The organism is Bradyrhizobium sp. JR4.1 (assembly GCF_040548605.1).
Taxonomy (GTDB): domain Bacteria; phylum Pseudomonadota; class Alphaproteobacteria; order Rhizobiales; family Xanthobacteraceae; genus Bradyrhizobium; species Bradyrhizobium canariense.
In genome coordinates, this window is sequence record NZ_JBEPRY010000003.1 from 187,423 (window position 1) to 210,999 (window position 23,577).

Genomic DNA, 23,577 nt, shown 5'->3' on the forward strand with positions numbered 1-23,577 from the left:
GGCAAATTCAAGCCCACTGATATTTCCCTGATTTTATGACGAATTGTGCGACCGGGCGCCGCAATGGCTTATGTGCAAACCGGTGTCATTCTGATAGCAGAAGCCATGGACAGCCAAGAGGATTCCCTGAAGCCCAGGCCCGCGATCCGCGCCGCCGCCTTCTCGGTGCACATCTTCACCGCGTTCGGTGCGGCGATCGCGCTGCTGGCGATGCTTGAGGCCGTGCGCGAGCACTGGGCGGCAATGTTTCAATGGCTGGGCGTCGCCCTCATCATCGACGCGATCGACGGGCCGATTGCGCGCCGGCTCAACGTCAAGGACGTGCAGCCGAACTGGTCGGGCGACGTGCTCGATCTCGTGGTCGATTTCGTCACCTACGTCTTCGTGCCGGCCTATGCGATCGTGGCCAGCGGCTTGCTGCTGCCGGTCGCAGCACCCTTGCTCGGCGTCGCCATCATCGTCACCAGCGCATTATATTTCGCCGATCTGCGCATGAAGGCGGAGGACAATCATTTCCGCGGTTTTCCGGCGCTGTGGAATGCGGCGGCGTTCTATCTGTTCCTGCTGCACTGGTCGCCGCTGCTCTCGACGCTGCTGGTCGCGGCCCTGGTGGTGCTGACCTTCGTGCCGTTCCACGTGCTGCATCCCGTGCGCGTCGTGCGGCTGCGTTGGCTGACGATGTCGCTGATCGCGATCTGGGCTCTGCTCTCCTTCTACACGCTGCAGATGGACTTTCGCGTCGGCACCGGCGTGACTGTCGCGCTCTGCGCGATCGCGCTCTGGATCAGCTTTAGCGACGCATTGATACGGCTGACAAGATCCTTCGCATGATGCACCTGTTGACCAGCCCCGAAGCCTGGGCCGCGCTCCTCACCTTGACCGCGCTCGAGATCGTACTCGGCATCGACAACGTCATCTTCCTGTCGGTGATCGTCTCGCGCATTCCCGAGAAGCAGGCGCACCGCGCCCGCCAGATCGGGCTGGCGCTGGCGCTGATCTTCCGCATCATCCTGCTCAGCCTCCTGGTCTGGCTGATCGGCCTGACCGCGCCGGTGTTTTCGTTTTCGGGTTACGGCTTCTCCTGGCGCGACCTCATCCTGATCGGCGGCGGCCTGTTCCTGATCGCGAAGGCGACGCACGAGATTCATGGCGAGGTCGAAGCCGATGACGGCGAGGGCGACGAAAAGTCCCCTCGTAACGCTTTCTTCTGGGTCATCGTCCAGATCGTGATCATCGACATGGTGTTCTCGCTGGACTCGATCATCACCGCGATCGGCATGGCGCAGGACCTCGAGATCATGATCGCGGCCGTCGTGATAGCCTGCCTGATCATGTACATTTCGTCGGGGCCGGTGTCGCGATTCGTCGCGGAGCACCCGACCACGAAAATGCTGGCGCTGGCCTTCCTGGTGCTGATCGGCGTCGCGCTGGTTGCGGACGGATTCCAATTCCACATCCCGCGCGGCTACATCTATTTCGCGATTGCGTTCTCGGCGGCGGTCGAGTTCTTCAACGTGCTGGCGAAACGCAACCGCAGGAAAACGGCCAAGCCGTCGGTCTAGGCATTCCAGCCGGCGTCGAGTTGACAAGGCGGGCGCGATGTCTTTCGCTGGCCCGCCAGAAGAGGAGGTCAGGTGATGACCAAAGCCGTCCGTGTGCACAAGGTCGGAGGCCCCGAAGCCCTGGTCTATGAGAGCGTCGATGTTCCGGCGCCGGGCCCCGGCGAGGTGCGCATCCGCCAGCATGCCGTCGGCCTGAACTTCATCGACGTCTATTACCGCACCGGCCTCTACAAGGCGCCGGGGCTGCCCTTCATCGCCGGCAACGAGGCCTCGGGCGAGGTTCTCGCAGTCGGGCCGGGCGTGACGAATTTCCATCCGGGCGACCGCGTCGCCTACTACCACAATCTCGGCGCCTATACCGGGGAGCGCAACATCCCCTGGGAGCGGCTGGTCAAGCTGCCCGACCACATCACCCACGAGCAGGGCGCCGTGCTGATGCTGAAGGGGTTGACGGTCTGGTATCTCCTGCACAAGACCTTCAAGGTCGAGCCGCATCATCGCGTGCTGATCCATGCCGCGGCGGGCGGCATCGGCCTGCTCGCCTGCCAATGGGCGAGGGCAATGGGCGCCCACGTTATCGGTACCGTCGGCTCGCGCGAGAAGGCTGCGCTTGCCGAGGCCAATGGCTGCGACCATGTCATCCTCTACAACGAGGAAGACTTCGTCGCGCGCGTCAAACAGATCAGCCGCAACGAGGGCTGCGACGTGGTTTATGACGGTGTCGGCAAGGCGACGTTCCCGGGCTCGCTGTCCTGCCTGAAGCCGCGCGGGATGTTCGTCTCCTTCGGCAATGCCTCAGGCCCGGTGCCGCCATTCTCGATCGCCGAGCTCAACACTCACGGCTCGCTGTTTGCGACCCGGCCCAAGCTCAACGACTATATCGGCACGCGCAAGGAATTGCTGGAAGGCGCCGACACGCTGTTCGCCGCCGTCATCAACGGCAAGCTGCACGTGCCGATCAACCATGCCTACGCGCTCAAGGACGCCGCCAAGGCGCATATCGATCTCGAAAGCCGCAAGACCACCGGCGCGTCGATCTTGAAGCCGTAGCTCGCCGTCATTGCGAGCGAAGCGAAGCAATCCAGAATCTTTCCATTGAGGCAGTCTGGATTGCTTCGTCGCTTCGCTCCTCGCAACGACGAACGCGTCACGCCACGCGCCGTGCCGCGCCTGCCCTGGTCAAAATCCCGTCCAGACAATCGATCATCTCGGCGATCTCGGCCCGCGTGACGTTCAGCGCCGGCATGAAGCGCAACGTGTCGACCTGCGGCGCGTTCAGCAGCACGCCGGCCTCGAACGCCTGCGCGACTATGCCGGGCGCGATCGGCAGCTTGAGGTCGAGCGCGCGCAGGAGGCCGCGGCCACGCACTTCGCCGAGCCCATGCCGCGCCGAGACCTTCTGCAATTCGCTTTCGAGCAGCAGCCCGGTTTCGGTCGCCGTCTTCAGGAACTCCGGCTTGTTGACCTCGTCGAGCACCGCGAGCCCCACCGCGCACATGATCGGGTTGCCGTTGAACGTGCCACCCTGGTCGCCGTGCTCGAAGCAGGCGGCGCGGTCGGTCGCGAGCAGCGCCGCGAGCGGCACGCCGCCGCCGATGCCCTTGCCGAGCGTCATGATGTCGGGCGCGATGCCGGTGTGCTCGTAGTGGAAGAGCTTGCCGGTCCGGCCCATGCCGGTCTGGATTTCGTCGAAGATCAGGAGGAGGCCGTGTGCGTCGGTGAGCGCGCGCAACTCCTGCAAGAACTGATCGGTCGCCGGCCACACGCCTGATTCACCCTGGATAGGCTCGAGCATCACAGCGACGGTGTTGTCGTTGATCAGCTTTTCGACCGACGCGATGTCGTTGAGCTTCGCCTTCTTGAAGCCGGCGACCTTCGGCTCGAACAGCGGCTCAAAGGCCTTCTTGCCTGAGGCCGACATCGTCGCCAGCGTGCGGCCGTGAAAGCCGCCTTCGAAGCTGATGATCTCGAATGCGCCACCTCTGTGGATGCTGCCATATTTGCGCGCGAGCTTGATCGCGCCCTCGTTGGCTTCCGCACCGGAATTGGCAAAGAACACCTGGTCGAACGCGCTGTTTGCGACCAGTGCCTGCGCGAGCTTCAGGCTGGGCTCGTTGTAGAAGGCCGGGCTTGGCGTCAGCAGCCGCTTGGCCTGCGCGGCAAGCGCGTCGGCGATCGCGGGCGGGGAGTGGCCGAGGCAGTTGACGGCCCAGCCCTGCACGAAATCGAGATAGCGCTTGCGGTTGTCGTCCCAGAGGTAGGAGCCGGCGCCGCGGACGAACACGGCCTTGGGCCGAGCGGTGATGTCCATCAACGCGTCATACGGATGGGTGACGTTGGTCATGTCGAACTCCTCTGGAGGCGGGGGGAAAGGGCGCGCGAACAGCAAAAAGGCCGCACCTTGCGGGTGCGGCCTTCTCGAAGACTTAAGCTGAAGTCAGTGCTTCAGCGGCGTCGTCGGACATGGCGCACCCTCTCATCGTCGCGGAAGCGACGGCGGAGCATTTCGGTGCGCTGATGGGTCCGAGCGTTGATCATGGGACGCGGCAATACATGTGAATGGCGGGGCTTGTCAAGCGGGCGCTTTACAGACCACTCGCGCAGCGTGCATGGGGCAGGAGAGAGATGCGCGCCTAGCAACCATTACGTCTCTAGCGCGTTTGTGATCGACGTACGCGAATTGGCTCGAACCGAACGCATGACGGTTCTGACCAAGAGGGGCGGGACCAACCAGATAGTTTAAAGCCTTGTCTGACACGCCTTATCCGATCGACCTCGACAGCATTCGCGGCGCGTTCCCGCCGGGCATCGAGGCGCCGTCGCTGTTGCTGGACTTCGCCGGCTGGTTGGAGGGGCGCCCCTGGGGCAGCGTCGGCTGCTTCTCCTTGCAAGGCCAATTCTCCGATCACGCTCCGATTGTCGACGGCAGTCCCTTGCGCGACAGGTTTTCGCTGTTCATGCGGTTGCCGGATGGCTCGGCTGTTGGCGGCTGGTATGGCGCGGGTCTCGACCGTGACAATCCGCCGATCGTGGGGCTTGGGTCCGAGGGCGATTACGAGCTGCTGGCACCGAGCCTCGATGGCCTGCTCGCAAAACTGACGTCGCAACAATTCGACAAGGCCTGGAGCGATCTGAAGCCGCACGACGAAGTCGAATGCCAGACGGTCGAACTTGCGCAATGGCTCACCGGACGGCTGAGCGGGGAGATGGCGGCGCCCGATGACGATCCGTCGGAGCTGCCCGACTTTCGCGGTTTCATGGAAAAATGGAGCCGGGATCGCGAAGACTACTGGGCCAATCATCGCTTGATGGCCGAACTCGGCTGGCGCCTCGCCGCGCATCTACCGAAGGGCAAGAAGCCCTGGGATAGGACGAGCTTCGAGATCGCGATCGTCGGCAGGCAATACCAGGCGCGTGTGCTGACGGGCGGGCCGCAGCCGTTCGAGGAAGCCACCGCGATCGAATCCCTGCTGCGCGATCTGCGCGAGGAGATGCGCCGCGCGCAGCCTGAGCTCGGGCTGTGGTACGCGATGAACTTCGGGCTTTATGCCGACGGCCGCGTCATGCCCAACTTCGAATACGATGTGCGCCCGAGCATCGACGGCGAGCCTGCGAAGCTGTCCGAGGCGCAAGCCGATCTTGCCCGCGCGCCGCGGCCGGAGCGCTGGGTGCCGAAATGGCTGGCGGGATCTTGAAGCCCGGATTGCCGCGACGCTGCCGCCCCGCCGGCGCGCCGAAATCTTTGCACCTCCGATCCCCCTTGACTTAGAGCGCGCTCGAAGGGGTATCTGTAGGCGCGTCAGTACGAGAACGGGCACACATGAAGATCGGCGACCTCGCAAAACGAACCGGCCTGTCGACGCACACGCTGCGCTACTACGAGCGCATCGGGCTGCTGCCATACGCCGACCGGGATCGCTCCGGCCAGCGTGACTTTGACGCATCGATCCTCACATGGATCGAATTCCTCGGTCGGCTCAAGACCACGGGAATGCCGATCCGGGACATGTTGCGTTACGCGGCGCTTCGCGACGAAGGCGACGCTACCGGCACAAGCCGGCGGCAGATCCTTGAAGTCCACCGGGAACAGGTGCGCACGCAGATTGCCGAACTCCAGGAATGCCTGCTCGTCCTTGATACGAAGATCGCCGGCTATGCCAGCGATGAACAGAGGATGAAGGAAAATGACGCACGCCTCAACACAAGACGAAAGCCGCTTCGATCGCGGCCAGCGGGCCCTGTTACGCATTGACGGCAGAGCTGGTGAAGCGGTCGTCGCCTCACTCGCCGACATTGCTCCGGATTTCGCACGATACGTGATCGAGTTTCCGTTCGGCGACATTTACTGCCGCCCGGGCCTCGGCCTGCGCGATCGCGAGATCGCGACGATCGCCGCGCTGACGGCCCTCGGAAATGCCGCGCCTCAGCTCAAGGTGCATCTCGAGGCGGGTCTGAACGTCGGGCTGTCTCGCGACGAGATCGTGGAGGTCATCATGCAGATGGCCGTCTATGCGGGCTTCCCGGCGGCGCTGAACGGGCTGTTCGCAGCCAAGGAAGTGTTCGCCGCACGTGACGAACAGCAGGCGTCGGGAGAAGCGGACGGCGGGCGTGATGTTGCCGTAGCTTAGCGACGGCCCGCTCCCTCTCCCGCTTGCGGGAGAGGGAGCGGAGAGTTCGTCGCTGCACTGACCGCGACAGCGGAAGATCAGAATCCCGCGACGCTGCCGTGCAGGTCGTATTGGTCGGCGCGCTCGATCTTGGCGGTGACGATCTCGCCGACGCGCAAGGGCCGGCGGCTCGACAGGTAGACGGCGCCGTCGATCTCCGGCGCGTCGGCCTTGGATCGGCCCTTTGAGACGGTCGGGCCGACCTCGTCGATGATGACCTGCTGGCGCGTGCCGACCTTGCGCTTCAGCCGGCGCGCAGAAATCTTCTGCTGTCGCGCCATCAACGCGTTGTAGCGCTCCTGCTTGATCTCTTCCGGCACGGGGTTCTCGATCGCGTTCGCGGTCGCGCCGGCGACCGGCTCGTATTTGAAGCAGCCGAGCCGATCGATCTCGGCTTCGTCCAGCCAGTCGAGCAGATAGGCAAAGTCCGCGTCGGTTTCGCCGGGGAAACCGACGATGAAGGTCGAGCGCAACGCGAGATCGGGACATTGCTCGCGCCAACGCTTGATCCGCGCCAGCGTCTTGTCCTGCGCCGCCGGGCGCTTCATCGCCTTCAGCACCTCGGGGCTTGCGTGCTGGAACGGGATGTCGAGATAGGGCAGCACCTTGCCCTCGTTCATCAGCGCGATGACCTCGTCGACATGCGGGTAGGGGTAGACATATTGCAAGCGGACCCAGGCCCCTAATTCGCCGAGCTCGCGCGCGAGGTCGATAAATTTGGCGCGGACCTGGCGATCCTTCCACGGGCTCTCGGCGTATTTCAGATCGGCGCCGTAGGCCGAGGTGTCCTGCGAGATCACCAGCAGCTCCTTGACGCCGGCGTCGACCAGGCGCTCGGCCTCGCGCAGCACGTCGTTGGCCGGACGCGAGACCAGGTCGCCGCGCAGCTTCGGAATGATGCAGAAGGTGCAGCGGTTGTTGCAGCCCTCGGAGATTTTCAAATAGGCGTAGTGCCGCGGCGTCAGCTTGATGCCCTGCGGCGGCACCAGATCGAGATGCGGATTGTGGGCGGGCGGCAGCGCGCGATGCACGGCGTCCAGCACGCTCTCATATTGCTGCGGGCCGGTGATGGAGAGCACGCCGGGATAGGCCTGCTCGATCTGCTCGGGTTCCGCGCCCATGCAACCGGTCACGATCACCTTGCCGTTCTCGGCCATGGCCTCGCCGATCGCCGAGAGCGATTCCTGCTTGGCGCTGTCGAGGAAGCCGCAGGTGTTGACGATGACGATGTCGGCCCCGTCATGCTTGCGGGCGAGCTCATAGCCCTCGGCGCGCAGGCGCGTGATGATGCGCTCGGAATCCACCAAAGCCTTGGGGCACCCGAGCGACACGAAGCTGACCTTCGGCGCAGCCGTCTGATCCATATCCAAATCTGCCTGATTGACAGGGTTGAGCTAGTCCCAATTGCCCATAATTACAACCCTTTGCATGGCCGGCGGGCATGCTATGGATGAATCACTGGTGGTGAGTGAGCAATGAGCGCCGAACAGTCGCCCAAAATCGTGATCGTCGATGAAAGCCCGATCCGGGCTGCGATCCTCGAAGAAGGGTTGCGGGAGGCCGGATTCACGCAGATCGTCCATATCCGCGAGATGCAGAGCCTGCTCGCCCGTATTTATGCGGTCGATCCTGATATCATCCTGATCGATCTGGAAAACCCCAGTCGCGACGTGCTGGAAGCGATGTTCCAGGTCAGCCGCGCCGTGAAGCGGCCGATCGCGATGTTCGTCGACCAGAGCGATTCATCCTCGATCCAGGCCTCGGTCGAGGCGGGGGTCTCCGCCTATATCGTCGACGGGCTGAGGAAGGAGCGCATCAAGCCGATCCTCGACCTCTGCGTGTCGCGCTTCAATGCCTTCGCAAAACTCCAGGAGGAACTGGAGCGTACCAAGTCGCAGCTCGAGGATCGCAAGGTCATCGAGAAGGCCAAGGGCATCCTGATGAAGGTGAAGGGCCTGACCGAGGACGAGGCCTATGTGCTGCTGCGCTCCACCGCGATGCGCGAGAAGAAGAAAATCGGCGAGATCGCCCAGTCGATCATCACCGCGTCGGAGATGCTGAAATGACCACTCCCCTCCGCATCGGGTTCATTCCGCTGGTCGATGCCGCAGCGCTGATCGTTGCCGTCGACAAGGGATTTGCCGCGGCCGAAGGGCTCGAGGTCGAACTGGTCCGCGAGGTCTCCTGGTCCAACGTCCGCGACAAGCTCAACATCGGCTTGTTCGACGCCGCGCACCTGCTCGCGCCCGTCGCGATCGCGTCCTCGCTCGGTCTCGGGCATGTCAAGGTGCCGATTGCGGCGCCCTTCAATCTCGGCATCAACGGTAACGCGATCACAGTCTCGCCGGCGCTTCATGCCGGGCTGATGGAGGAGATCGACGGCGACCGCTTCGATCCGCTCGCCACGGCAAAAGCATTGGCGCGCGTGGTCGCCAAGCGGCGCAAAGCGGGGGCCGATCCGTTGACCTTCGGCATGACCTTCCCGTTCTCGACCCACAATTATCAATTGCGGTTCTGGATGGCGGCGGCCGGCGTCGATCCCGACGAGGACGTGCGGCTGGTGGTGCTTCCGCCGCCCTATATGGTCGACAGTCTCGCAAATGGGCACGTCGATGCGTTCTGCGTCGGCGCGCCCTGGAATTCGATCGCGGTCGATCTCGGGATCGGCCACATCCTGCATTTCGTCTCCGACATCCTGGCCCATGCGGCGGAGAAGGTGCTGGCGCTCCGCCAGGTCTGGGCCGACAAGAATCCGGACGTGGTCGCCAGCCTGGTGCGCGCGGCGGTGAAAGCCGCGGAGTTCATCGAGCATCCGGAAAACCGGACCGAAGCGGCCCGGATCCTGGCGCAGCCGGAGCGGATCGGTGTCGATGCCGAAGTCATTCAGCGCACCCTCACGGGGCGCCTCAAGATTTCGCCGGATGGCACCTTTCGCGAGAGCGGCAGCTACCTCCTGGTGGGACGCGAGGAAGCAGGGCGCCCCGATCCGGTCCAGGCCGCCTGGCTTTATGCGCAGATGGTTCGCTGGGGGCAGACGACGCTGACGGCCGACGGCGTCAAGACGGCCATGGCCGTGTTCAGGCCCGACCTCTACGACGGCGCCCTCGGTCGCCGGCCGCCCGCCCAAGCCCCCGCGGCATTCGGCGCATTCGCCGGCCCCGCCTTCGATCCCGCCAATATTCGGGGGCATCTCGAAGCCTTCGAGGTGGGTCGCTGGAAGGTGTGATTCGGGCCTGCATCGTTTTTGAGCGCTGGAGATCCGAGTCTAAATTTTAGGCCGACTGCTCGAATTTCATAAGAGTTCCAGAGCCAAGAGTTCCCCAAGGCGCTCTTAATTACCTGATACGACACACATTTTCATTTCGTCGAAGCTGGCACGCAACTTGAATGTTGCAGTGCGGCCAGCCTGTCACAGATGCCTGCTGCGCCAGTCCCCAGCAACGAAGCTGATCGGACCGTTGGGTGCACAGCCGGCTCTCGAGCCAGCCGAGCTCCTCGCGGGTCGTGCACTTTCCGTCGATACCACCCAGGTGGCCGCAGGAGCTTCGTTACTGACCATGAAACTCGACACCGTCTCAGTCGACTTTACCGACGACCAGAAACGCTATCTCGAAGGCTTCACGACCGGTCTGCAGATCAGTCGCGTCGGTCGCGGTCTCGGCGGCGGCGCCGGCAAGGCGAACACCGAGCCGACCGGTCCCGATGCCGTGCACATCAAGGCGCAGGACAAGGTCATCGCCGCGGGCAAGAAGCTCGCCGACCAGGAGAAGGTCAAGCGCGACGAGCATCCCTTCGATGCGTATCCGCGTCTCCGCCAGCAGGCGCTCGACAATACGCCGCCGAGCCCGGCGGACAATTTCCGCTGGCGCTATTACGGCATCTTCTACGTCGCGCCGACGCAGGACTCCTACATGTGCCGTCTGCGCATTCCGAACGGCATCATGAAGCATTGGCAGCTGACCGGCCTTGCCGATCTCGCCGATGAAACGTGCGGTCCCTACAGCCACGTCACGACGCGCGCCAATCTGCAGCTTCGCGAGATCCCGCCGAAGAACGCCGTGAAGCTGATCGAGGGCATTCAGGACCTCGGCCTGTGCTCGCGCGGCTCCGGCGCCGACAACATCCGCAACGTGACGGGAACGCCGACGGCGGGCATCGATCCGCAGGAGCTGATCGACACACGGCCTTATGCGCGCGAGTGGCACTACCACATCCTGAACGATCGCTCGTTGTATGGCTTGCCGCGCAAGTTCAACGTCGCCTTCGACGGTGCCGGCAGGATCGCCGTGCTCGAGGAGACCAACGACATCGCTTTCACGGCGGTCGAGGTGAAGGACGGCTTCGGCGTCGAGCCCGGGACCTGGTTCCGCCTCGGCCTCGGCGGCATCACCGGCCACAAGGACTTTGCCAAATATTCCGGCATCGTCGTGAAGCCTGAAAACGCGACCGCCGTTGCCGACGCCATCGTGCGCGTCTTCATCGAGCATGGCGACCGCACCAACCGCAACAAGGCGCGGTTGAAATACGTGCTCGACGCCATGGGCCATGACGGTTTCCTCAAGCTCGTCGAAGAGCGGCTGAAGACGCCATTCACGCGCGTGCCGGAAGAGGCGTTTGCGCCGCGACCGGCCGCGGACCGCATGGCGCATATCGGCGTGCACAAGCAGAAGCAGAACGGCTTGAACTGGATCGGCGTGTCGCTGACGCTCGGCAAGATCAGCTGCGATCAGATGCGGGGCCTCGCCAAGGTGGCGCGGGACCTCGGCGACGGCGAGATCCGTCTGACCGTCTGGCAAAACCTGCTGATATCAGGGGTGCGCGACGAGAATGTCGAACTCGCCATCGCGGCGATCAAGCAGATTGGGCTTGCGGTCGAGGCCTCGCATATCCGCGCCGGCCTGATCGCCTGCACTGGCAACGCCGGTTGCCGCTTTGCCGCCTCCAACACCAAACGCCACGCTGCCGAGATCGGCGACTGGTGCGAGCCGCGCGTCGAGATGGACAAGCCAGTCAACATCCACGTCACCGGCTGCCACCATTCCTGTGCCCAGCACTACATCAGCGACATCGGCCTGATCGGGGCGCGCGTGCCGGTGAACGACGAGGACACTGTCGAGGGCTATCATCTCTTCACCGGCGGCGGGTTCGGTCCTGACGCCGACGTCGGGCAGGAGGTCTACCACGACCTCAAGGCCGAAGACGCGCCGAAGACGGTCGAAGGGTTGCTCAAGGCCTATATCGCCCATCGCTCGTCTCCCGACGAGACGTTCCTGTCCTTTGCGCGCCGCCACGACGGCGAGACGCTGCGCAAGCTTGCCGATGCCGAGGTGTCTTCATGAACCAGATCAGCCCTCCACCCAAACTAGACATCATTCCCACGAGTGCCCCGTTCTCCGACGCGCAACGCTCCTGGCTGAACGGCTTCTTTGCCGGGCTGCTGTCGCCTGACGCGGCCACGCCGCTGTCGGCCGAGCAGGGCGCTGCTGTCATGCAAGGCGGTGATGGTGATGACGGTGAAGCGCCGTGGCACGACCAGACCATGCCGATCGCCGATCGGATGAAACTCGCCGAAGGCCGTCCCGTGCGGCGCAAGATGATGGCGGCGATGGCGCAGCAGGATTGCGGGCAGTGCGGCTACAATTGCCACGACTATTCGGAGGCGATCGCGAGCCGCAGTGAAGCGCGGCTCAACCTTTGCGTCCCCGGCGGCAAGGAAACCGCGCGGATGCTGAAGTCACTGCATGAAGAGCTGGACAAGGCGCCGGCGGCAAAGGCCGGCGACAAGCAAGACGCTGTGGCGGCCCCCGCCGTGACCGTGACGATCGCCGAGCCCGGCCGCTCGCGCGACAACCCTGTTGCGGCGACCTTCCTGTCGCGCCGTCTTCTCAACAAGGGAAAGTCCGAGAAGGAAACCTATCACGTCGAGTTCGATCTCTCCGAGAGCAAGCTCGACTATGTCGTCGGTGACAGTTTTGGCGTGTTCGCGCGCAACGAGCTCGGTCTCGTCGACCAGGTCATCGCGTTGCTCGGCGCGTCCCACACCACCAAGGTCAATGGCAAGACGCTGCGCGAGGTGCTGATCGACGACGTCTCGCTGTCGCCGGCGCCCGACACGCTGTTCGAACTGCTCTCCTTCATCACTGGCGGCGCGCAGCGCGAGAGGGCGCGGGCACTGGCGCAGGGCGAGGATCCCGATGGCGATGCCGCCACGCTCGACGTCATGGCGGCGCTGCAGAAGTTCTCGGGCACGCGGCCGCATCCTGAAGCCTTCGTCGAGGCGCTGGAGCCGCTGCAGCCGCGGCTCTATTCGATCTCGTCGTCGCACAATGCGACGCCTGGAAAGTTGTCGCTGACGGTCGATTCCGTGCGCTACGTGATCGGCAAGCGCAAGCGCATCGGCGTCGCCTCGACCTTCCTCGGCGAGCGCATCGCCGAAGGCGAGAAGCTCAAGGTCTATGTGCAGAAGGCGCACAATTTCGGTCTGCCGCAGGATCCGAAGACGCCGATCATCATGGTCGGCCCCGGCACCGGCATTGCGCCGTTCCGCGCCTTCCTGTTCGACCGCAAGGCGACCGGCGCGCCCGGCAAGAACTGGCTGTTCTTCGGCCATCAGCGCAGCGATTGCGACTTCTTCTACCAGGAGGAGCTCAACGCGATGAAGACCTCGGGCCTGCTCACGCGCATGTCGCTGGCGTGGTCGCGCGACGGCGAGAAGAAGTTCTACGTGCAGGACCGCATGCGCGAGGTCGGCCGCGAGCTGTGGACGTGGCTTGCCGAGGGGGCGCATCTCTACATCTGCGGCGATGCCAAGCGCATGGCCAAGGACGTCGAGCGCGCGCTGGTCGATATCGTCGCCCAGTTCGGGGCGCGATCGACCGACGAAGCCGTCAGTTTTGTCGCCGAACTCAAGAAGACGGGCCGGTTCCAGGCTGACGTCTACTAGCTGTCATCTCACCGTCATCCGAGTCAGTTCCAACTGGCTCGGATTTGAACGAATAAGATTCTCGGAACCTGCGCGTAGGAAGAATTTGCTCCTGCGATGCGAGGCTTTCAGAGAACCTGTATCGCTATTTGCGCGGGTCTCTTGCCCGCCACCCCGGTTGATCCCTCATAATCCCCCAAATGGGGCGTTGGAGATCGACCATGCGCGAACTATCGGCGGAAGCCAGGCTGCACTTCTACGCGCGCTCGCTCTCGCGGCGGACCGGGGCGAGTGTGCATCATGCCGCGATGTACAGCGCCTTCGCGGTCATCGCCGCCATCGTGTTCGGCACGCTCTCGGTGCACCCGTTCTGATGACCCGCGTAGGGTGGGTTAGCCGAAGGCGTAACCCACCAACTTCGTTCCGCATGCGCTGAGCCATGGTGGGTTACGCTTCGCTAACCCACCCTACGGACCAACCTCACGCCCCGCGCCTGAACGGCGCGACCTCGATCCCTGCGTCCTTCAAAGCCTGCCGCAGACCGCGCGCGATCTCGACCGCGCCGGGCGTATCCCCGTGGATGCACACCGTGTCGGTTCGCATCTTGATGACCTTGCCCGTGACCGAAACCACCGCACCGTCCTGCACCATGCGCACCACGCGGTCGGCGATCGCCTTGGCGTCATGCAGCACCGCGCCCTCCTTCTTGCGCGAGACGAGATTGCCGTCGTCCTCATAGGCGCGGTCGGCGAACACCTCATGCACCATCGGCAGATTGGCGGCTTCGCCGGCCTTCACCAGCTTCGAATTGGCGAGCACGACGAAAATCAGGCTCGGGTCGACCGCCTTGATGCCGGCGGCGATCGCCTTCGCCGTCATTTCGTCCTCGCAGGCGACGTTGGAGAGCGCGCCATGCGCCTTCACATGCGTGACCTTGTGGCCGGCGGCGGTCGCGATCGCCTGCAACGCGCCAATCTGGTAGGCGACGAGGTTCTCGATCTCGGAGGCCTTCAGGCCCGCGATCGGATGGCGGCCGAAGCCATGCAGGTCGCGATATCCAGGATGCGCGCCGACCGAGACGCCGCGCGCTTTCGCCAGCTCGACCGTCCGGCGCATGATATCGGGATCGCCGGCGTGGAAGCCGCAGGCGACGTTGACCGAGCTCGCCAGTTCGATCATCGCGGCATCGTTGCCCATCTCCCACGCGCCAAAACCTTCGCCGAGATCGCAATTGAGATCGATCGTCTTCATTGGCTGCTCTCCATCTCTGGTCGTGTTGTCGTTTACGGCTCGGCCGCAACCTGCCAGGTCCCGGCGTCGACGGCACTGACAGCATAGCCCGCGACGTTGGCGTCGCTGAGCGCTTCGATGTTGAGCGCGATGGTGTCGGCGGAGCGCAGGCGATCGGACAGGTTGCGGATCAATTGCGCAAACTTCCTTGCCTCGTCCTGCGCCTCGGCCATGCTGACCGCCTTGAAGCGGAACGCCGTTCCTGCCGAGGTCTGCGCGAGACGGCCGACATCGGCCGTGATCACGGTCGCGATCTTCGGGTAACCGCCGGAGGTGCCGCGATCCATCATCAGCGCGATCGGTGCGCCGTTGCCGGGCACCTGGATGCTGCCGTTGACCGTGCCGTCGGAGACGATGTTGTGGCCGTGCAGATGCTTGATCGCGGGACCTTCCAGCCGGTAGCCCATGCGATCTGACGTCGCCGAGATCTTCCACTCGCTGTCGAGGAACAGCGCCTTGTTGGCGTCGTCGAATTCGTCGTCCTGCGGTCCGAGCAGTACGCGGATCGGACCGCTCGATGGCTTCGGCAATTCGATACGCAGTTCCGGTGCACCGCTTGCGGCATCGACGGTGAATTCGTCGCCGGCCTGCAACGGGCGCGGGTAGGGGCTGCCGAGACCGGCACGGGCGTTGACCGCGAGACTGCCGAACACCGGCTCGCCCTTGATCCCGCCTTCGATCGCCAGATAAGTGAACGCACCGCCGCGAGCAAAACCCAGCGTCAGCGTCTCGCCGTCCTTCAGCGTCACCGATGTGTCCATGGCGACCGGACTGCCGGCGATGTCCGTGTTGCGGGGCGCGCCTGAAATCGCGACGCGCACGGCACCGTCGCGCGCGGTGAACGAGGCGCCGAACGGGCCGACCTCGACAGCGGCTGCAAACGGTTCGTTGCCGACAAGCGTGTTCGCTGCCGCGAGCGAGAGGCGGTCCATCGCTCCGCTGACCGTCAGACCATAGCGTTGCGCGCCATGGCGTCCGCCGTCCTGGATCGAGCTTGCGGGCCCGATGCTGGCGATCACGAGCCGGCTCATGCGATCACCTGCTCGGCAATGATCTCGCCGGCCTCGGCGGCGCGGTCCTGTTCCTCGAACGTCTTGTGGTCGATGGCGAAAAACGTCACGCGATCGCCGGGTTCGGTGAGAAAGGTCGGATTGCGGTGGAGCTGATAGGTCCGCACAGGCGTGCGGCCGAGCAGGTGCCAGCCGCTTGGCGCTGCCAGGCACTGGATTCCAGCCTGGATGCCGCCGATCGAGATCGTGCCGGCAGGCGTCAGCAGCCGCGGATTCTGCCGCCGCGACATCTGCAGGGATTTGTCGAGCCCGCTGAGATAGGACCAGCCCGGCGTAAAGCCGATCATGGCAACCTTGTAGTCGCCGGCGACGTGGCGCGCGACGATGTCGTCGGGTGTGGTATTCAGCGCCTTCGCGACGTCCTCGAGGTCGATGCCGTGCTCGCCGCCATAGGCGACCGGAATGCGCCAGCGGCGCGCCTTAGTGGCCGGTGGCAGCGGCTGGCTGGCGAGCGCGAGCAGCTTTTCGCCAAGGGCGTCGAAGCCGATCTTGCCGGGATCGTAATGCACCAGCAGCGAGCGATAGGTCGGCACGGACTCGGTGATGCCATCGATCGGGCTTGCTGCGAGCGCCTTGTCGAGCGCCAGCACGCGCTGGTTCGCGTCGTCGTCGATGGTACGGCTGAACTCGACCGTGACGGCGCTGTCGCCACTGGGCAGCAGGCGGGGCGGGGGAAGCGTCGCGGACATGGGCTGTCGAAATCGGGCTTCTGGAGATACGCGGGCTCGGCCTTGAGCTCCGCTTGTTCCTGCTTCGCGTAAATGCGCCCGCAAGTCCAATAAATTAATGCAGGGGGAGGCGATAAAGCCTTGTTATCGCGACGCATAACAGCGCTGCGGCCCTGCATGATTGGTAGCTTGTTGGCCCTTGACGCAAGGCCCGCACCCCGCAAGATGCGCGCGTTCTTTCCCGCCCATCCGGAGCTCGTCTGTTTCCATGTCGCTGTCCCCCGAAGCCCGCAAGACCCTCGCCGGCATCACCACTGCCACCATCACCACGGTCCTGCTGAAGAAGGGCCTGCGCAACATCTGGATGCGCGGCGCGCGTCCGCTGCGCCCGGGTCTGCCGCGCCTGGTGGGACCGGCCTTCACGCTGCGCTTCGTGCCGGCGCGCGAGGATCTGGCGACGCCGGAATCCTGGTCGTCGCCGATCTCGACCCGCACCGCGATCGAGGCGATGCCGGAGGGCTGCATCGCCGTGGTCGATGCCATGGGCATCACCGACGCCGGCATCTTTGGCGACATCCTGTGCGCGCGCATGATGAAGCGCGGCGTCACCGCACTCGTCACCGACGGTGTCGTGCGTGACGTCGAGGGCGTGCTCGGCACTAATCTGCCGGTCTGGTGCGACGGCTATGCCGCGCCGCCGTCGGTTGCCGGCCTGACCTTCGTCGGCTGGGGCGAGCCGATCGGCTGCGGCGGCGTTGCGGTGTTCCCGAACGACATCGTGGTCGCCGACCAGGACGGCTGCGTGCTGATCCCGCAGGCGATGCTCGAACACGTGCTCAACGAGGGCGTCGAGCAGGAGCGGATGGAAGCCTGGATCGTCAACGAGGTGAACAATGGCGCGGTGCTCCCGGGCCTCTATCCCATGAACGCCGAGACCAAGGCGCGCTACGCCGCAAGCAAGAAGTAATCGGTAAGGAAACGAGGTAAATCCAATGGACATCACTGTAGCAGGCACGCGGCCGACACGCCGTGCGCCCGGGGAACACTTCACCGGCACCGTGTGGCAGGACCCCGTGATCATGGCGCCCGCCCCGGCGCGGCTGAACTGCTCGCGCGTCTCGTTCGAACCGGGCGCGCGCACCAACTGGCACCACCATCCGCTCGGGCAGACGCTCTATGTGATTTCGGGAGTCGGCCGGGTCCAGTCCAAGGGCGGGCCGATCAGGGAGATCCGTCCCGGCGACACCGTCTGGATTCCACCGGGCGAGCTGCACTGGCACGGCGGGTCGCCGACGAACGGCATGACCCACATCGCCATGCAGGAAGCGCTCGACGGCGTGTTCTCGACCTGGTTGGAGCCGGTGACCGACGCGGAGTATGGGGCGGCGGTCGGCTAGCCTCCCGGACAAGACGCATCGCTACAAGGCGATGCGGCGTCGATCCGGGACCCAGAGATTTGGGACCCACGAAGAATGCTGGGTCCCGGCTCTGCGGAGCAGCGTTGCGCGCTGCGCCGCGTCCGGGACACAGCACCCTACATCCGCTCCGCCGTCCACGTGCCCGTGCACATGCTGCCGCGCCAGGTACCGGAGCCAGAGGTGCCGCTGAGCCGGCCGAAGCCGACGGCGCGTTTGATTCCGGTGCTCAAGGTGACGTTGATGCTGCCGGCATCTGCGACGCGGCCTGACGCCGTCACCATGGCGCTGCTCGAGGCGATCTGACCGTTGTTGATGCCGATTGCGACGGTCGAGCCGTTACCGCAGGTCTCGCTCGACGACGAGATGCGGACATTCCATGCGCCGTCGAAAGTGCTGGCGCTCGCCTGCGCGGCCGGCAATGCGATGACAATGATTGTGGCGAAGAGAGCCTTGCGAAATCCGTTCATGACACGCCCCTGGGGTTGATCATGCGGGGATCGTGACATGGACGCGGAACCCACGATGTGAGGGCTGTCACGCGCGCGACGGGCTCTGTGATGTCGCGCACGTCGCAATCGATTAGGCGCCAAAAGCAAAGGGGCCCGCGTTGCGGACCCCTTGTCTCCGTCAGAGTGTCGCCGGAAGTCAGTTCACCCGCGTCCAGGTCTGGCCGCCGCAGAACATGCCGCCGAAGGCGCAGCCCTGCACGCGCAGGCGATCGGTGCCCTTCAGCGCGATGGTTGAATCGTAGGTCGAGCCGGAGTTCGGATCGAGGATGCGGCCGGACCATTTCTGGTCCTTGTTCTGATCCTTGCCGGGCTTCATGTTGATCAGAACCTGCTCGCCATTCTGGTTCGATTTCGAATCGACCGAGTAGCCGCAGAGATTGCTGCCGCATTGCTCGATCCGGACCTTGCCTTCCTTCTCCTCGGTGAGCCAGACGCCGAGCGGCGAATTGAGGTCGCGCGTGGGCGCTGTTGCGGGAGCCGGCGGCGCGACGGCAGCCGACTGAACGGGGGCAGGCGCAGGCGCCGGGATGGGAGGCGGAGACGGCGCCGGAGGCGCGGCTGCGACCGTCGGGGCGGGCGGCGGAGGCGGTGCGGGCGGGACTGCCGCCACCGTCGGGGCAGCACTCGGGGCTGGCTGAGGCGGCGGCACAAGCGCGTCTTCGGCCCGAGCATTGTTAGCCGTGGTGGCCGGAGGTGCCGGCGGGGCCGGAGGCGCGACGGCCACGGGAGCTTGGACCGGAGCTTGGACAGGGGTCTGCTCGGCCGCCGGAGGCGCCGTGACCGGTGCTGGATTAGCCGGTGGCTGCGGGTCAACCTTGGCTTGTTGCGGTGCCTGCGGGTCCGCTTTCGGAGTCCCCTTGGCATCGGTCTTGGCCTTCTTCGCCTTGCCCTGGCCGGTGTTGTCGTAGACGCCGGGGATTTGCACCGTGCCGCGGTCGGGATCGATGCGGATGGTACGCCCGCCATAGTCGAAGGTGTACTGCGCCTGCGCAGCGGTGCTCGCCAGAAGGAATGCGGCCGTGGCCAACAGCTTCCTCATTTCGCATCTCCTGAAACAGGTGGTCCCCGCACCGACGCTTACGCCCCGGTTCGATCGCAAAAAGTGATCTAGATCACTGTCACGGTATGAGTCGTGCTCCGGTGGTTGTGGGTTCAATAACACCGGAGCCGGCCCAAAGTTTGGCCGGGGCAAGCGACAGGAGGACGCGGCCCTAATCGAACCAGGCGGCGTAGATCTTCTTGTAGCTGCCGTCCTGCATGGAAATGTGCAGCCATTGGTCGACGAACGCCTTCAGCGCCATGTCCCGCTGGAGCCAATAGGCCTTCTCGGAGAAGTCGAACGGCGTTTCGGGATGCACCGCGCAGAGCACGCCTTGATGCTGCTTCTGCTGGTAGCGCGTCTCGGAGGCGTCCGTCATCATCAGATCGGCATTGCCCTTGGCGATCTCGTCGAAGATCACGGTATTGTCCGGGAAGACGGTGATGTCGGCGTCCTTGATGTTGGCACGGGCGAAGCGCTCGTTGGTGCCGCCGGGATTGACGATCACGCGGGTGCCCTTCTTGTCGATGTCTGTGATGCTCTGGTATTTGCCGACGTCGGCACAGCGCGCGATCGGCGTCTTGCCCTCGCGCATGATCGGCGTGGAGAACAAGCCCTTTTTCTGGCGGTCGAGCGTGACCGAGACGCCGCCCATGGCGATGTCGAACTGATCGGCCTCGAAATCCTTCATCAGCTTCGGCCAGGCCGTCGGCACGAATTCAACCTTGACGCCGAGCGCCTTGCCGAGCGCCTCCGCCATGTCGACATCGAAGCCGTTGAACTGCTGCGTGGTCTTGTCGAGATAGGTGAAGGGCTTGTAGTCGCCGGTCATGCCGACGCGCAAAGTGCCGCGCTTGACGATCTCGTCGAGGCGGGACGACGCCGCCTGCTGTGCGTGGGCCGAAAGGTTTGCCAGCAGGACCACGGCCAAAGTCGCCAAAATTCGAATGGTCATTCGAACGATCATCTCTTTTCCACCCATGCCCAAGCTGTCATTGTGCAGCTCTCGAAGCCTGTCTTGAGGCTCGGATTTAGACCAGATGCCCGTCGCTGGCGAGGCGGAAGTGAAGGGAATTTTGAAGTGACGATCTCGATGCATGACGCCTCGGTCGGCGTCTTCGTGCCGTATCTGCGCAACCTGTCCGCGCTGCTGGACAAGGGCGTTGCCTATGCCGAAGCCCGGAAGTTCAACCCGGCCGTCCTGCTCGGTATGCGCATTGCGCCCGACATGTACGATCTGGCGCAACAGATCGGCGAAGCCTGCCGCCATGCCACGGTCGCCGCGGCCTTGCTGGCCGACTGCGAGCCGGTGATGCTGCCGGTGCTGGAGCACGACATGGCCGGGCTCCAGGCCCGCATTGCGACGTCCATCGAGTTCATCGAAAGCCTGCCGCGCGCGGAGATCGACGCTGCGGCGGACCGGAATGTCTTCTTCAGGCTGAAGAACGGGACCGAGTTGCCCTTCACCGGGCGGACGCTGCTGCTGACCTTCAGCGTGCCGCAGTTCTTCTTTCACGTCACGACGGCCTACGACCTGTTGCGGCACGCAGGCGTCGAGCTCGTGAAGAAGGATTATCTCGGACGGCGATAAGCCGAACCCGTATCCAGTTCGCTCGGAAGCGCGCTAGGCTTCGCCCTTGCGCTCGTAATCGGCGAGCGAGCTGCGGCCGGCGATCTCGCTGCGCAGCTCTTCGAAGCGCCGATGGGCCTCGTCCTCGTGCGCGTCGACGAAATGCACCGCGGCTTCGCCGGTCATCGGGCCGCTGACCACGGGCACGGACTGCTCGCCGATGGTCTCGTGGACGTAGAACTGGCCGTCGTCGCCGCGATGGACCGTCCATTTCAGACGGATCGCCACCATCGGCCCGGGGCCGACCTTGCTGTAGCCGTCGGCATCGGTGTGCTCCGGCACCAGCGGCTGCTCCTCGACAACCGGATGCTCATCGACCACAGGGTGCTCGTCGGCGACCCCATGCTCACCGGCAACCACCATTTCGGTCACGGTGACAGTCTCGGTCTCGCGCACGGTCTCGGTCTCGCGCACGACGAGGACGGGTTCAGGGTGCTCCAGGATGCTGGCAATGGTCGCCAACGCGTGGTCGGTCGGGTCGATCTCTGACAAGGGTCCATCCTCCAGCTCGACGCGGCCGGCAAGTCTGTCCCACTGCCGCCGCGGCCGGACCTATTACGCGGGTTTGATTAAGGCTGAGTGAGGGCTCGATCTGCACCAAAATGGGACTCATTCTGGCGTTCCGAAGGCGGGCGGGTTGATCGTCCGTCCAGAAGAACCGCCCGCCCTGGAGATAGCTCAGCCCAGCACATCCTGATTGATGATGTTCTGCCGGATGGGATCGCCGTCCAGCACACTCAGGATGTTGCGCGCGGTCTGCTCGCTCATCCGGCTCACCGCCTCGACCGTGACGCCGGCGACATGCGGGGCCATGATGACGTTGGGCAGCGCGAACAGCGCGTTGCTGACCGGCGGCGGCTCGACCTCGAACACGTCGATGCCGGCACCGGCGAGCTTGCCCGAGACCAGTGCGTCGTACAGCGCCGTCTCCTTCACGATGCCACCGCGCGCGGTGTTGATCAGATAGGATTTCGGCTTCATCCGGCCGATCCTGTCAGCATCGAACAGGCCGACGGTCTCCGGCGTCTTCGGGCAGTGGATGGTGACGAAATCGGCGTGCGGCAGCGCGGCGTCGAGATCGGCGACGGGCTCGCAACCGGCCGCCTTGATTTCGGCGGCGGCCTTGTAGGGATCGTAGACCTGCACATTCATGTCCATCGCCAGGCAGCGCTTGGCGGTGCGGGTGCCGATGCGGCCGAAGCCGATGATGAGGACGGTCTTGCCGTAGAGATCGAACGGCAGCATGCCGAGGCGGTCGGCCCATTTGCCGTCCTTGACGCAGGAATGCATCTCCTGCGCGCGTTTTGCCAGTGTCAGCATCATGAACAGCGCCTGCTCGGCGACCGAGGGCGAGTTCGCGCTGCCCGCGACCATCAGCGGCACCTTGCGGCGGGAGAGGGCGGGGACGTCGACGGCGTCGTAACCGACGCCGATCCGGGTCACCACCTTCATGTCCTTCGAGGCTTCGAGCTCGGTCTCGCCGAAAGCGGTGGCGCCGAGCGCCACGCCATGAACCGGCGCGTGGCTCTTCAGCAAGGCCTCGAAATCCCTGGCGGAGATCAGGTTCGGAAACTCGATGAGCTCGATGTCATCGCGCTGGGTGAGGAGGGCGCGGGCCCCTTGCGACAAAGTTTGCGTGACAAAGATTTTCTTCTTGTTAGTCGACATCGTCCCTACCTGCGCGAGTTTCTTGGCCGGCCGTCACAAGACGACGCCGGTCGCCTCGTTTAGCAGGTGCATATTGTTGAGGTCCATCGCCAAACGCATGGGTGCCCCGTCCTTGGCGCCCGCATTGGGATCGACACGGCCGCAGACGGGCGTGCCTTCCAGTCCGAAATAGACCAGCGTCTCCATTCCCATCGGCTCGGTGACATCAAGCACGGTGTCGAAGGTCTCGACACCCGACTCCAGATGCGCATGCGATTCCGTGAGATGTTCGGGACGGATGCCGAGCAACAGGTTTTCAGCTCGGGGCAGCGCGCTGTAACGGGCGGCGCGGGCCGGCGGCAACGGGAATGAGATGCGGTCCGTCAGGCGGATGTTGAGCTTGCCGCCGACGTCCTCGAGCCGGCACGGAATGAAGTTCATCGCCGGCGAGCCGATGAAGCCCGCGACGAAGCGCGTGGCCGGCTTGTGGTAGAGCTCGTTCGGGGTGCCGATCTGCTCGATCCGCCCCTTGTTCATCACCACCACGCGATCCGCCAGCGTCATCGCCTCGACCTGGTCGTGGGTGACGTAGACCGTCGTGGTTCGGACCTTCTGGTGCACCTTCTTGATCTCGATCCGCATCTGCACGCGCAGCTTGGCGTCGAGATTGGACAGCGGCTCGTCGAACAGGAAGACTTTTGGGTTGCGCACGATGGCCCGCCCCATCGCAACGCGCTGGCGCTGGCCACCGGAGAGCTGCTTCGGCTTGCGGTCGATCAGGTCGGTGATGTCGAGGAGGCGGGCGGCTTCCGTCACCCGCGCCTTGATCTCGGCCTTGGGATAGTGCTTGAGCCGCAGCCCGAACGACATGTTCTCCGCGACCGTCATATGCGGATAGAGCGCATAGTTCTGAAACACCATTGCGATGTCGCGGTCCTTCGGCGGCACGTCGTTGACGACGTCCCCGCCGATCATGATGTCGCCGTCGGTGATGTCCTCGAGCCCTGCGATCATCCGCAACGTCGTCGACTTGCCGCAGCCGGAGGGGCCGACGAGCACGATGAACTCATGATCGGAGATGTCGAGATCGATGCCGCGCACCGCCTCGACGTCGTCGTAACGCTTGACCACCTTCCGCAGCGCAACCTCAGCCAT

25 protein-coding genes are annotated in these 23,577 nt (G+C 64.5%); 14 read left to right on the forward strand and 11 right to left on the reverse strand.

Annotation, left to right across the window (positions count from 1 at the left end):
- The first annotated feature begins 63 nt into the window (after positions 1-63).
- The 3 genes from pcsA (at position 64) to ABIB90_RS09390 (ending at position 2,612) form a co-directional block, all read left to right on the forward strand.
- Positions 64-831: a phosphatidylcholine synthase gene (gene pcsA / locus ABIB90_RS09380; RefSeq protein WP_007590883.1), complete on the forward strand. Its 768-nt coding sequence runs from the start codon at positions 64-66 to the stop codon at positions 829-831.
- Complete coding sequence (locus ABIB90_RS09385) at positions 828-1,562, forward strand: TerC family protein (protein WP_219684363.1); 735 nt, start codon at positions 828-830, stop codon at positions 1,560-1,562. The genes pcsA and ABIB90_RS09385 overlap by 4 nt, the downstream gene beginning before the upstream one ends.
- A gap of 75 nt (positions 1,563-1,637) precedes the next feature.
- Complete coding sequence (locus ABIB90_RS09390) at positions 1,638-2,612, forward strand: quinone oxidoreductase family protein (RefSeq protein WP_007590887.1); 975 nt, start codon at positions 1,638-1,640, stop codon at positions 2,610-2,612.
- Between the two features lie 97 nt (positions 2,613-2,709).
- Here the strand turns inward: ABIB90_RS09390 and ABIB90_RS09395 are convergent, their stop codons facing one another.
- The gene (locus ABIB90_RS09395) at positions 2,710-3,906 is read right to left on the reverse strand and encodes an acetylornithine transaminase (RefSeq protein WP_354160817.1); all 1,197 of its coding nucleotides are present in this window, start codon (positions 3,904-3,906) and stop codon (positions 2,710-2,712) included.
- Positions 3,907-4,309: 403 nt separating this feature from the next.
- Here ABIB90_RS09395 and ABIB90_RS09400 point away from each other — a divergent pair, with 403 nt between their 5' ends.
- The 3 genes from ABIB90_RS09400 (at position 4,310) to ABIB90_RS09410 (ending at position 6,190) form a co-directional block, all read left to right on the forward strand.
- A complete protein-coding gene (locus tag ABIB90_RS09400) occupies positions 4,310-5,257 on the forward strand; it encodes a hypothetical protein (RefSeq protein WP_354160815.1) in 948 nt (315 codons plus the stop codon).
- A gap of 125 nt (positions 5,258-5,382) precedes the next feature.
- The gene (locus tag ABIB90_RS09405; protein ID WP_354160814.1) at positions 5,383-5,814 is read left to right on the forward strand and encodes a MerR family transcriptional regulator; all 432 of its coding nucleotides are present in this window, start codon (positions 5,383-5,385) and stop codon (positions 5,812-5,814) included.
- The gene (locus tag ABIB90_RS09410; RefSeq protein ID WP_354160812.1) at positions 5,747-6,190 is read left to right on the forward strand and encodes a carboxymuconolactone decarboxylase family protein; all 444 of its coding nucleotides are present in this window, start codon (positions 5,747-5,749) and stop codon (positions 6,188-6,190) included. The genes ABIB90_RS09405 and ABIB90_RS09410 overlap by 68 nt, the downstream gene beginning before the upstream one ends.
- Positions 6,191-6,267: 77 nt before the next feature.
- Here ABIB90_RS09410 and rimO read toward each other — a convergent pair whose 3' ends face one another.
- Positions 6,268-7,593 carry a 30S ribosomal protein S12 methylthiotransferase RimO gene (gene rimO, locus ABIB90_RS09415; protein ID WP_354160810.1) on the reverse strand — a complete coding sequence of 442 codons (1,326 nt, stop codon included), beginning with the start codon at positions 7,591-7,593 and terminating at the stop codon, positions 6,268-6,270.
- 111 nt (positions 7,594-7,704) lie between these two features.
- Here rimO and ABIB90_RS09420 point away from each other — a divergent pair, with 111 nt between their 5' ends.
- The 5 genes from ABIB90_RS09420 to ABIB90_RS09440 all read left to right on the forward strand — a co-directional run bounded on the left by ABIB90_RS09420 (position 7,705) and on the right by ABIB90_RS09440 (position 13,525).
- The gene (locus ABIB90_RS09420) at positions 7,705-8,295 is read left to right on the forward strand and encodes an ANTAR domain-containing response regulator (RefSeq protein ID WP_007590901.1); all 591 of its coding nucleotides are present in this window, start codon (positions 7,705-7,707) and stop codon (positions 8,293-8,295) included.
- Positions 8,292-9,455, forward strand: coding sequence for a CmpA/NrtA family ABC transporter substrate-binding protein (locus ABIB90_RS09425; protein WP_354160808.1), 1,164 nt, complete (start codon positions 8,292-8,294; stop codon positions 9,453-9,455). Before ABIB90_RS09420 ends, ABIB90_RS09425 begins: the two co-directional genes overlap by 4 nt.
- Before the next feature lie 331 nt (positions 9,456-9,786).
- The gene (locus ABIB90_RS09430) at positions 9,787-11,568 is read left to right on the forward strand and encodes a NirA family protein (protein WP_354160806.1); all 1,782 of its coding nucleotides are present in this window, start codon (positions 9,787-9,789) and stop codon (positions 11,566-11,568) included.
- Positions 11,565-13,172: a sulfite reductase subunit alpha gene (locus ABIB90_RS09435; protein ID WP_354160804.1), complete on the forward strand. Its 1,608-nt coding sequence runs from the start codon at positions 11,565-11,567 to the stop codon at positions 13,170-13,172. Before ABIB90_RS09430 ends, ABIB90_RS09435 begins: the two co-directional genes overlap by 4 nt.
- A 200-nt stretch (positions 13,173-13,372) precedes the next feature.
- A complete protein-coding gene (locus ABIB90_RS09440; protein WP_007590908.1) occupies positions 13,373-13,525 on the forward strand; it encodes a hypothetical protein in 153 nt (50 codons plus the stop codon).
- Positions 13,526-13,631: 106 nt separating this feature from the next.
- On the opposite strand, the gene ABIB90_RS09445 is transcribed toward ABIB90_RS09440, so the two are convergent.
- The 3 genes from ABIB90_RS09445 to pxpB are packed head-to-tail and all read right to left on the reverse strand — an operon-like array spanning position 13,632 to position 16,200.
- Positions 13,632-14,402, reverse strand: coding sequence for a LamB/YcsF family protein (locus ABIB90_RS09445; RefSeq protein ID WP_354160802.1), 771 nt, complete (start codon positions 14,400-14,402; stop codon positions 13,632-13,634).
- 32 nt (positions 14,403-14,434) lie between these two features.
- On the reverse strand, positions 14,435-15,472 hold the full coding sequence (locus ABIB90_RS09450) for a 5-oxoprolinase subunit C family protein (RefSeq protein ID WP_354160800.1): 1,038 nt from the start codon (positions 15,470-15,472) through the stop codon (positions 14,435-14,437).
- The gene (pxpB, locus tag ABIB90_RS09455; RefSeq protein WP_354160798.1) at positions 15,469-16,200 is read right to left on the reverse strand and encodes a 5-oxoprolinase subunit PxpB; all 732 of its coding nucleotides are present in this window, start codon (positions 16,198-16,200) and stop codon (positions 15,469-15,471) included. Before pxpB ends, ABIB90_RS09450 begins: the two co-directional genes overlap by 4 nt.
- A 247-nt stretch (positions 16,201-16,447) precedes the next feature.
- Here pxpB and ABIB90_RS09460 point away from each other — a divergent pair, with 247 nt between their 5' ends.
- Entirely contained in the window at positions 16,448-17,146 is a 699-nt protein-coding gene (locus ABIB90_RS09460) for a ribonuclease activity regulator RraA (protein WP_007590912.1), read from the forward strand.
- A gap of 25 nt (positions 17,147-17,171) precedes the next feature.
- The gene (locus ABIB90_RS09465; RefSeq protein ID WP_007590914.1) at positions 17,172-17,576 is read left to right on the forward strand and encodes a (R)-mandelonitrile lyase; all 405 of its coding nucleotides are present in this window, start codon (positions 17,172-17,174) and stop codon (positions 17,574-17,576) included.
- A gap of 137 nt (positions 17,577-17,713) precedes the next feature.
- On the opposite strand, the gene ABIB90_RS09470 is transcribed toward ABIB90_RS09465, so the two are convergent.
- From ABIB90_RS09470 to ABIB90_RS09480, 3 genes are all read right to left on the reverse strand, one after another.
- Positions 17,714-18,064, reverse strand: coding sequence for a hypothetical protein (locus tag ABIB90_RS09470; RefSeq protein WP_007590916.1), 351 nt, complete (start codon positions 18,062-18,064; stop codon positions 17,714-17,716).
- A 178-nt stretch (positions 18,065-18,242) separates the two neighbouring features.
- The gene (locus ABIB90_RS09475; protein ID WP_354160795.1) at positions 18,243-19,145 is read right to left on the reverse strand and encodes a DUF2147 domain-containing protein; all 903 of its coding nucleotides are present in this window, start codon (positions 19,143-19,145) and stop codon (positions 18,243-18,245) included.
- Between the two features lie 172 nt (positions 19,146-19,317).
- Positions 19,318-20,100: a transporter substrate-binding domain-containing protein gene (locus tag ABIB90_RS09480; RefSeq protein ID WP_354160793.1), complete on the reverse strand. Its 783-nt coding sequence runs from the start codon at positions 20,098-20,100 to the stop codon at positions 19,318-19,320.
- A 138-nt stretch (positions 20,101-20,238) separates the two neighbouring features.
- Between ABIB90_RS09480 and ABIB90_RS09485 the strand changes: the two genes are divergently transcribed.
- Positions 20,239-20,736 carry a DUF1993 domain-containing protein gene (locus ABIB90_RS09485; RefSeq protein WP_354160961.1) on the forward strand — a complete coding sequence of 166 codons (498 nt, stop codon included), beginning with the start codon at positions 20,239-20,241 and terminating at the stop codon, positions 20,734-20,736.
- A 33-nt stretch (positions 20,737-20,769) separates the two neighbouring features.
- Here ABIB90_RS09485 and ABIB90_RS09490 read toward each other — a convergent pair whose 3' ends face one another.
- The 3 genes from ABIB90_RS09490 to ABIB90_RS09500 all read right to left on the reverse strand — a co-directional run bounded on the left by ABIB90_RS09490 (position 20,770) and on the right by ABIB90_RS09500 (position 23,577).
- Positions 20,770-21,267, reverse strand: coding sequence for a hypothetical protein (locus ABIB90_RS09490; RefSeq protein ID WP_027566977.1), 498 nt, complete (start codon positions 21,265-21,267; stop codon positions 20,770-20,772).
- Positions 21,268-21,453: 186 nt separating this feature from the next.
- Positions 21,454-22,443, reverse strand: coding sequence for a hydroxyacid dehydrogenase (locus ABIB90_RS09495; protein ID WP_354160791.1), 990 nt, complete (start codon positions 22,441-22,443; stop codon positions 21,454-21,456).
- A 33-nt stretch (positions 22,444-22,476) separates the two neighbouring features.
- A complete protein-coding gene (locus ABIB90_RS09500) occupies positions 22,477-23,577 on the reverse strand; it encodes an ABC transporter ATP-binding protein (RefSeq protein ID WP_354160789.1) in 1,101 nt (366 codons plus the stop codon).

What these genes read in the sequence shown, in the direction of transcription:
- ABIB90_RS09410 (WP_354160812.1), top strand. Translation starts at nt 5,747, where the DNA reads ATGACGCACGCCTCAACACAAGACGAAAGCCGCTTCGATCGCGGCCAG.
- ABIB90_RS09390 (WP_007590887.1), top strand. Translation starts at nt 1,638, where the DNA reads ATGACCAAAGCCGTCCGTGTGCACAAGGTCGGAGGCCCCGAAGCCCTG.
- ABIB90_RS09405 (WP_354160814.1), top strand. Translation starts at nt 5,383, where the DNA reads ATGAAGATCGGCGACCTCGCAAAACGAACCGGCCTGTCGACGCACACG.
- ABIB90_RS09465 (WP_007590914.1), top strand. Translation starts at nt 17,172, where the DNA reads ATGGACATCACTGTAGCAGGCACGCGGCCGACACGCCGTGCGCCCGGG.
- ABIB90_RS09485 (WP_354160961.1), top strand. Translation starts at nt 20,239, where the DNA reads ATGCATGACGCCTCGGTCGGCGTCTTCGTGCCGTATCTGCGCAACCTG.
- ABIB90_RS09430 (WP_354160806.1), top strand. Translation starts at nt 9,787, where the DNA reads ATGAAACTCGACACCGTCTCAGTCGACTTTACCGACGACCAGAAACGC.
- ABIB90_RS09460 (WP_007590912.1), top strand. Translation starts at nt 16,448, where the DNA reads ATGTCGCTGTCCCCCGAAGCCCGCAAGACCCTCGCCGGCATCACCACT.
- ABIB90_RS09425 (WP_354160808.1), top strand. Translation starts at nt 8,292, where the DNA reads ATGACCACTCCCCTCCGCATCGGGTTCATTCCGCTGGTCGATGCCGCA.
- ABIB90_RS09480 (WP_354160793.1), bottom strand. Translation starts at nt 20,100, where the DNA reads ATGACCATTCGAATTTTGGCGACTTTGGCCGTGGTCCTGCTGGCAAAC.
- ABIB90_RS09385 (WP_219684363.1), top strand. Translation starts at nt 828, where the DNA reads ATGATGCACCTGTTGACCAGCCCCGAAGCCTGGGCCGCGCTCCTCACC.
- ABIB90_RS09420 (WP_007590901.1), top strand. Translation starts at nt 7,705, where the DNA reads ATGAGCGCCGAACAGTCGCCCAAAATCGTGATCGTCGATGAAAGCCCG.
- pxpB (WP_354160798.1), bottom strand. Translation starts at nt 16,200, where the DNA reads ATGTCCGCGACGCTTCCCCCGCCCCGCCTGCTGCCCAGTGGCGACAGC.
- ABIB90_RS09445 (WP_354160802.1), bottom strand. Translation starts at nt 14,402, where the DNA reads ATGAAGACGATCGATCTCAATTGCGATCTCGGCGAAGGTTTTGGCGCG.
- ABIB90_RS09470 (WP_007590916.1), bottom strand. Translation starts at nt 18,064, where the DNA reads ATGAACGGATTTCGCAAGGCTCTCTTCGCCACAATCATTGTCATCGCA.
- rimO (WP_354160810.1), bottom strand. Translation starts at nt 7,593, where the DNA reads ATGGATCAGACGGCTGCGCCGAAGGTCAGCTTCGTGTCGCTCGGGTGC.
- ABIB90_RS09450 (WP_354160800.1), bottom strand. Translation starts at nt 15,472, where the DNA reads ATGAGCCGGCTCGTGATCGCCAGCATCGGGCCCGCAAGCTCGATCCAG.
- pcsA (WP_007590883.1), top strand. Translation starts at nt 64, where the DNA reads ATGGCTTATGTGCAAACCGGTGTCATTCTGATAGCAGAAGCCATGGAC.
- ABIB90_RS09435 (WP_354160804.1), top strand. Translation starts at nt 11,565, where the DNA reads ATGAACCAGATCAGCCCTCCACCCAAACTAGACATCATTCCCACGAGT.
- ABIB90_RS09395 (WP_354160817.1), bottom strand. Translation starts at nt 3,906, where the DNA reads ATGACCAACGTCACCCATCCGTATGACGCGTTGATGGACATCACCGCT.
- ABIB90_RS09475 (WP_354160795.1), bottom strand. Translation starts at nt 19,145, where the DNA reads ATGAGGAAGCTGTTGGCCACGGCCGCATTCCTTCTGGCGAGCACCGCT.
- ABIB90_RS09495 (WP_354160791.1), bottom strand. Translation starts at nt 22,443, where the DNA reads ATGTCGACTAACAAGAAGAAAATCTTTGTCACGCAAACTTTGTCGCAA.
- ABIB90_RS09500 (WP_354160789.1), bottom strand. Translation starts at nt 23,577, where the DNA reads ATGGCTGAGGTTGCGCTGCGGAAGGTGGTCAAGCGTTACGACGACGTC.
- ABIB90_RS09440 (WP_007590908.1), top strand. Translation starts at nt 13,373, where the DNA reads ATGCGCGAACTATCGGCGGAAGCCAGGCTGCACTTCTACGCGCGCTCG.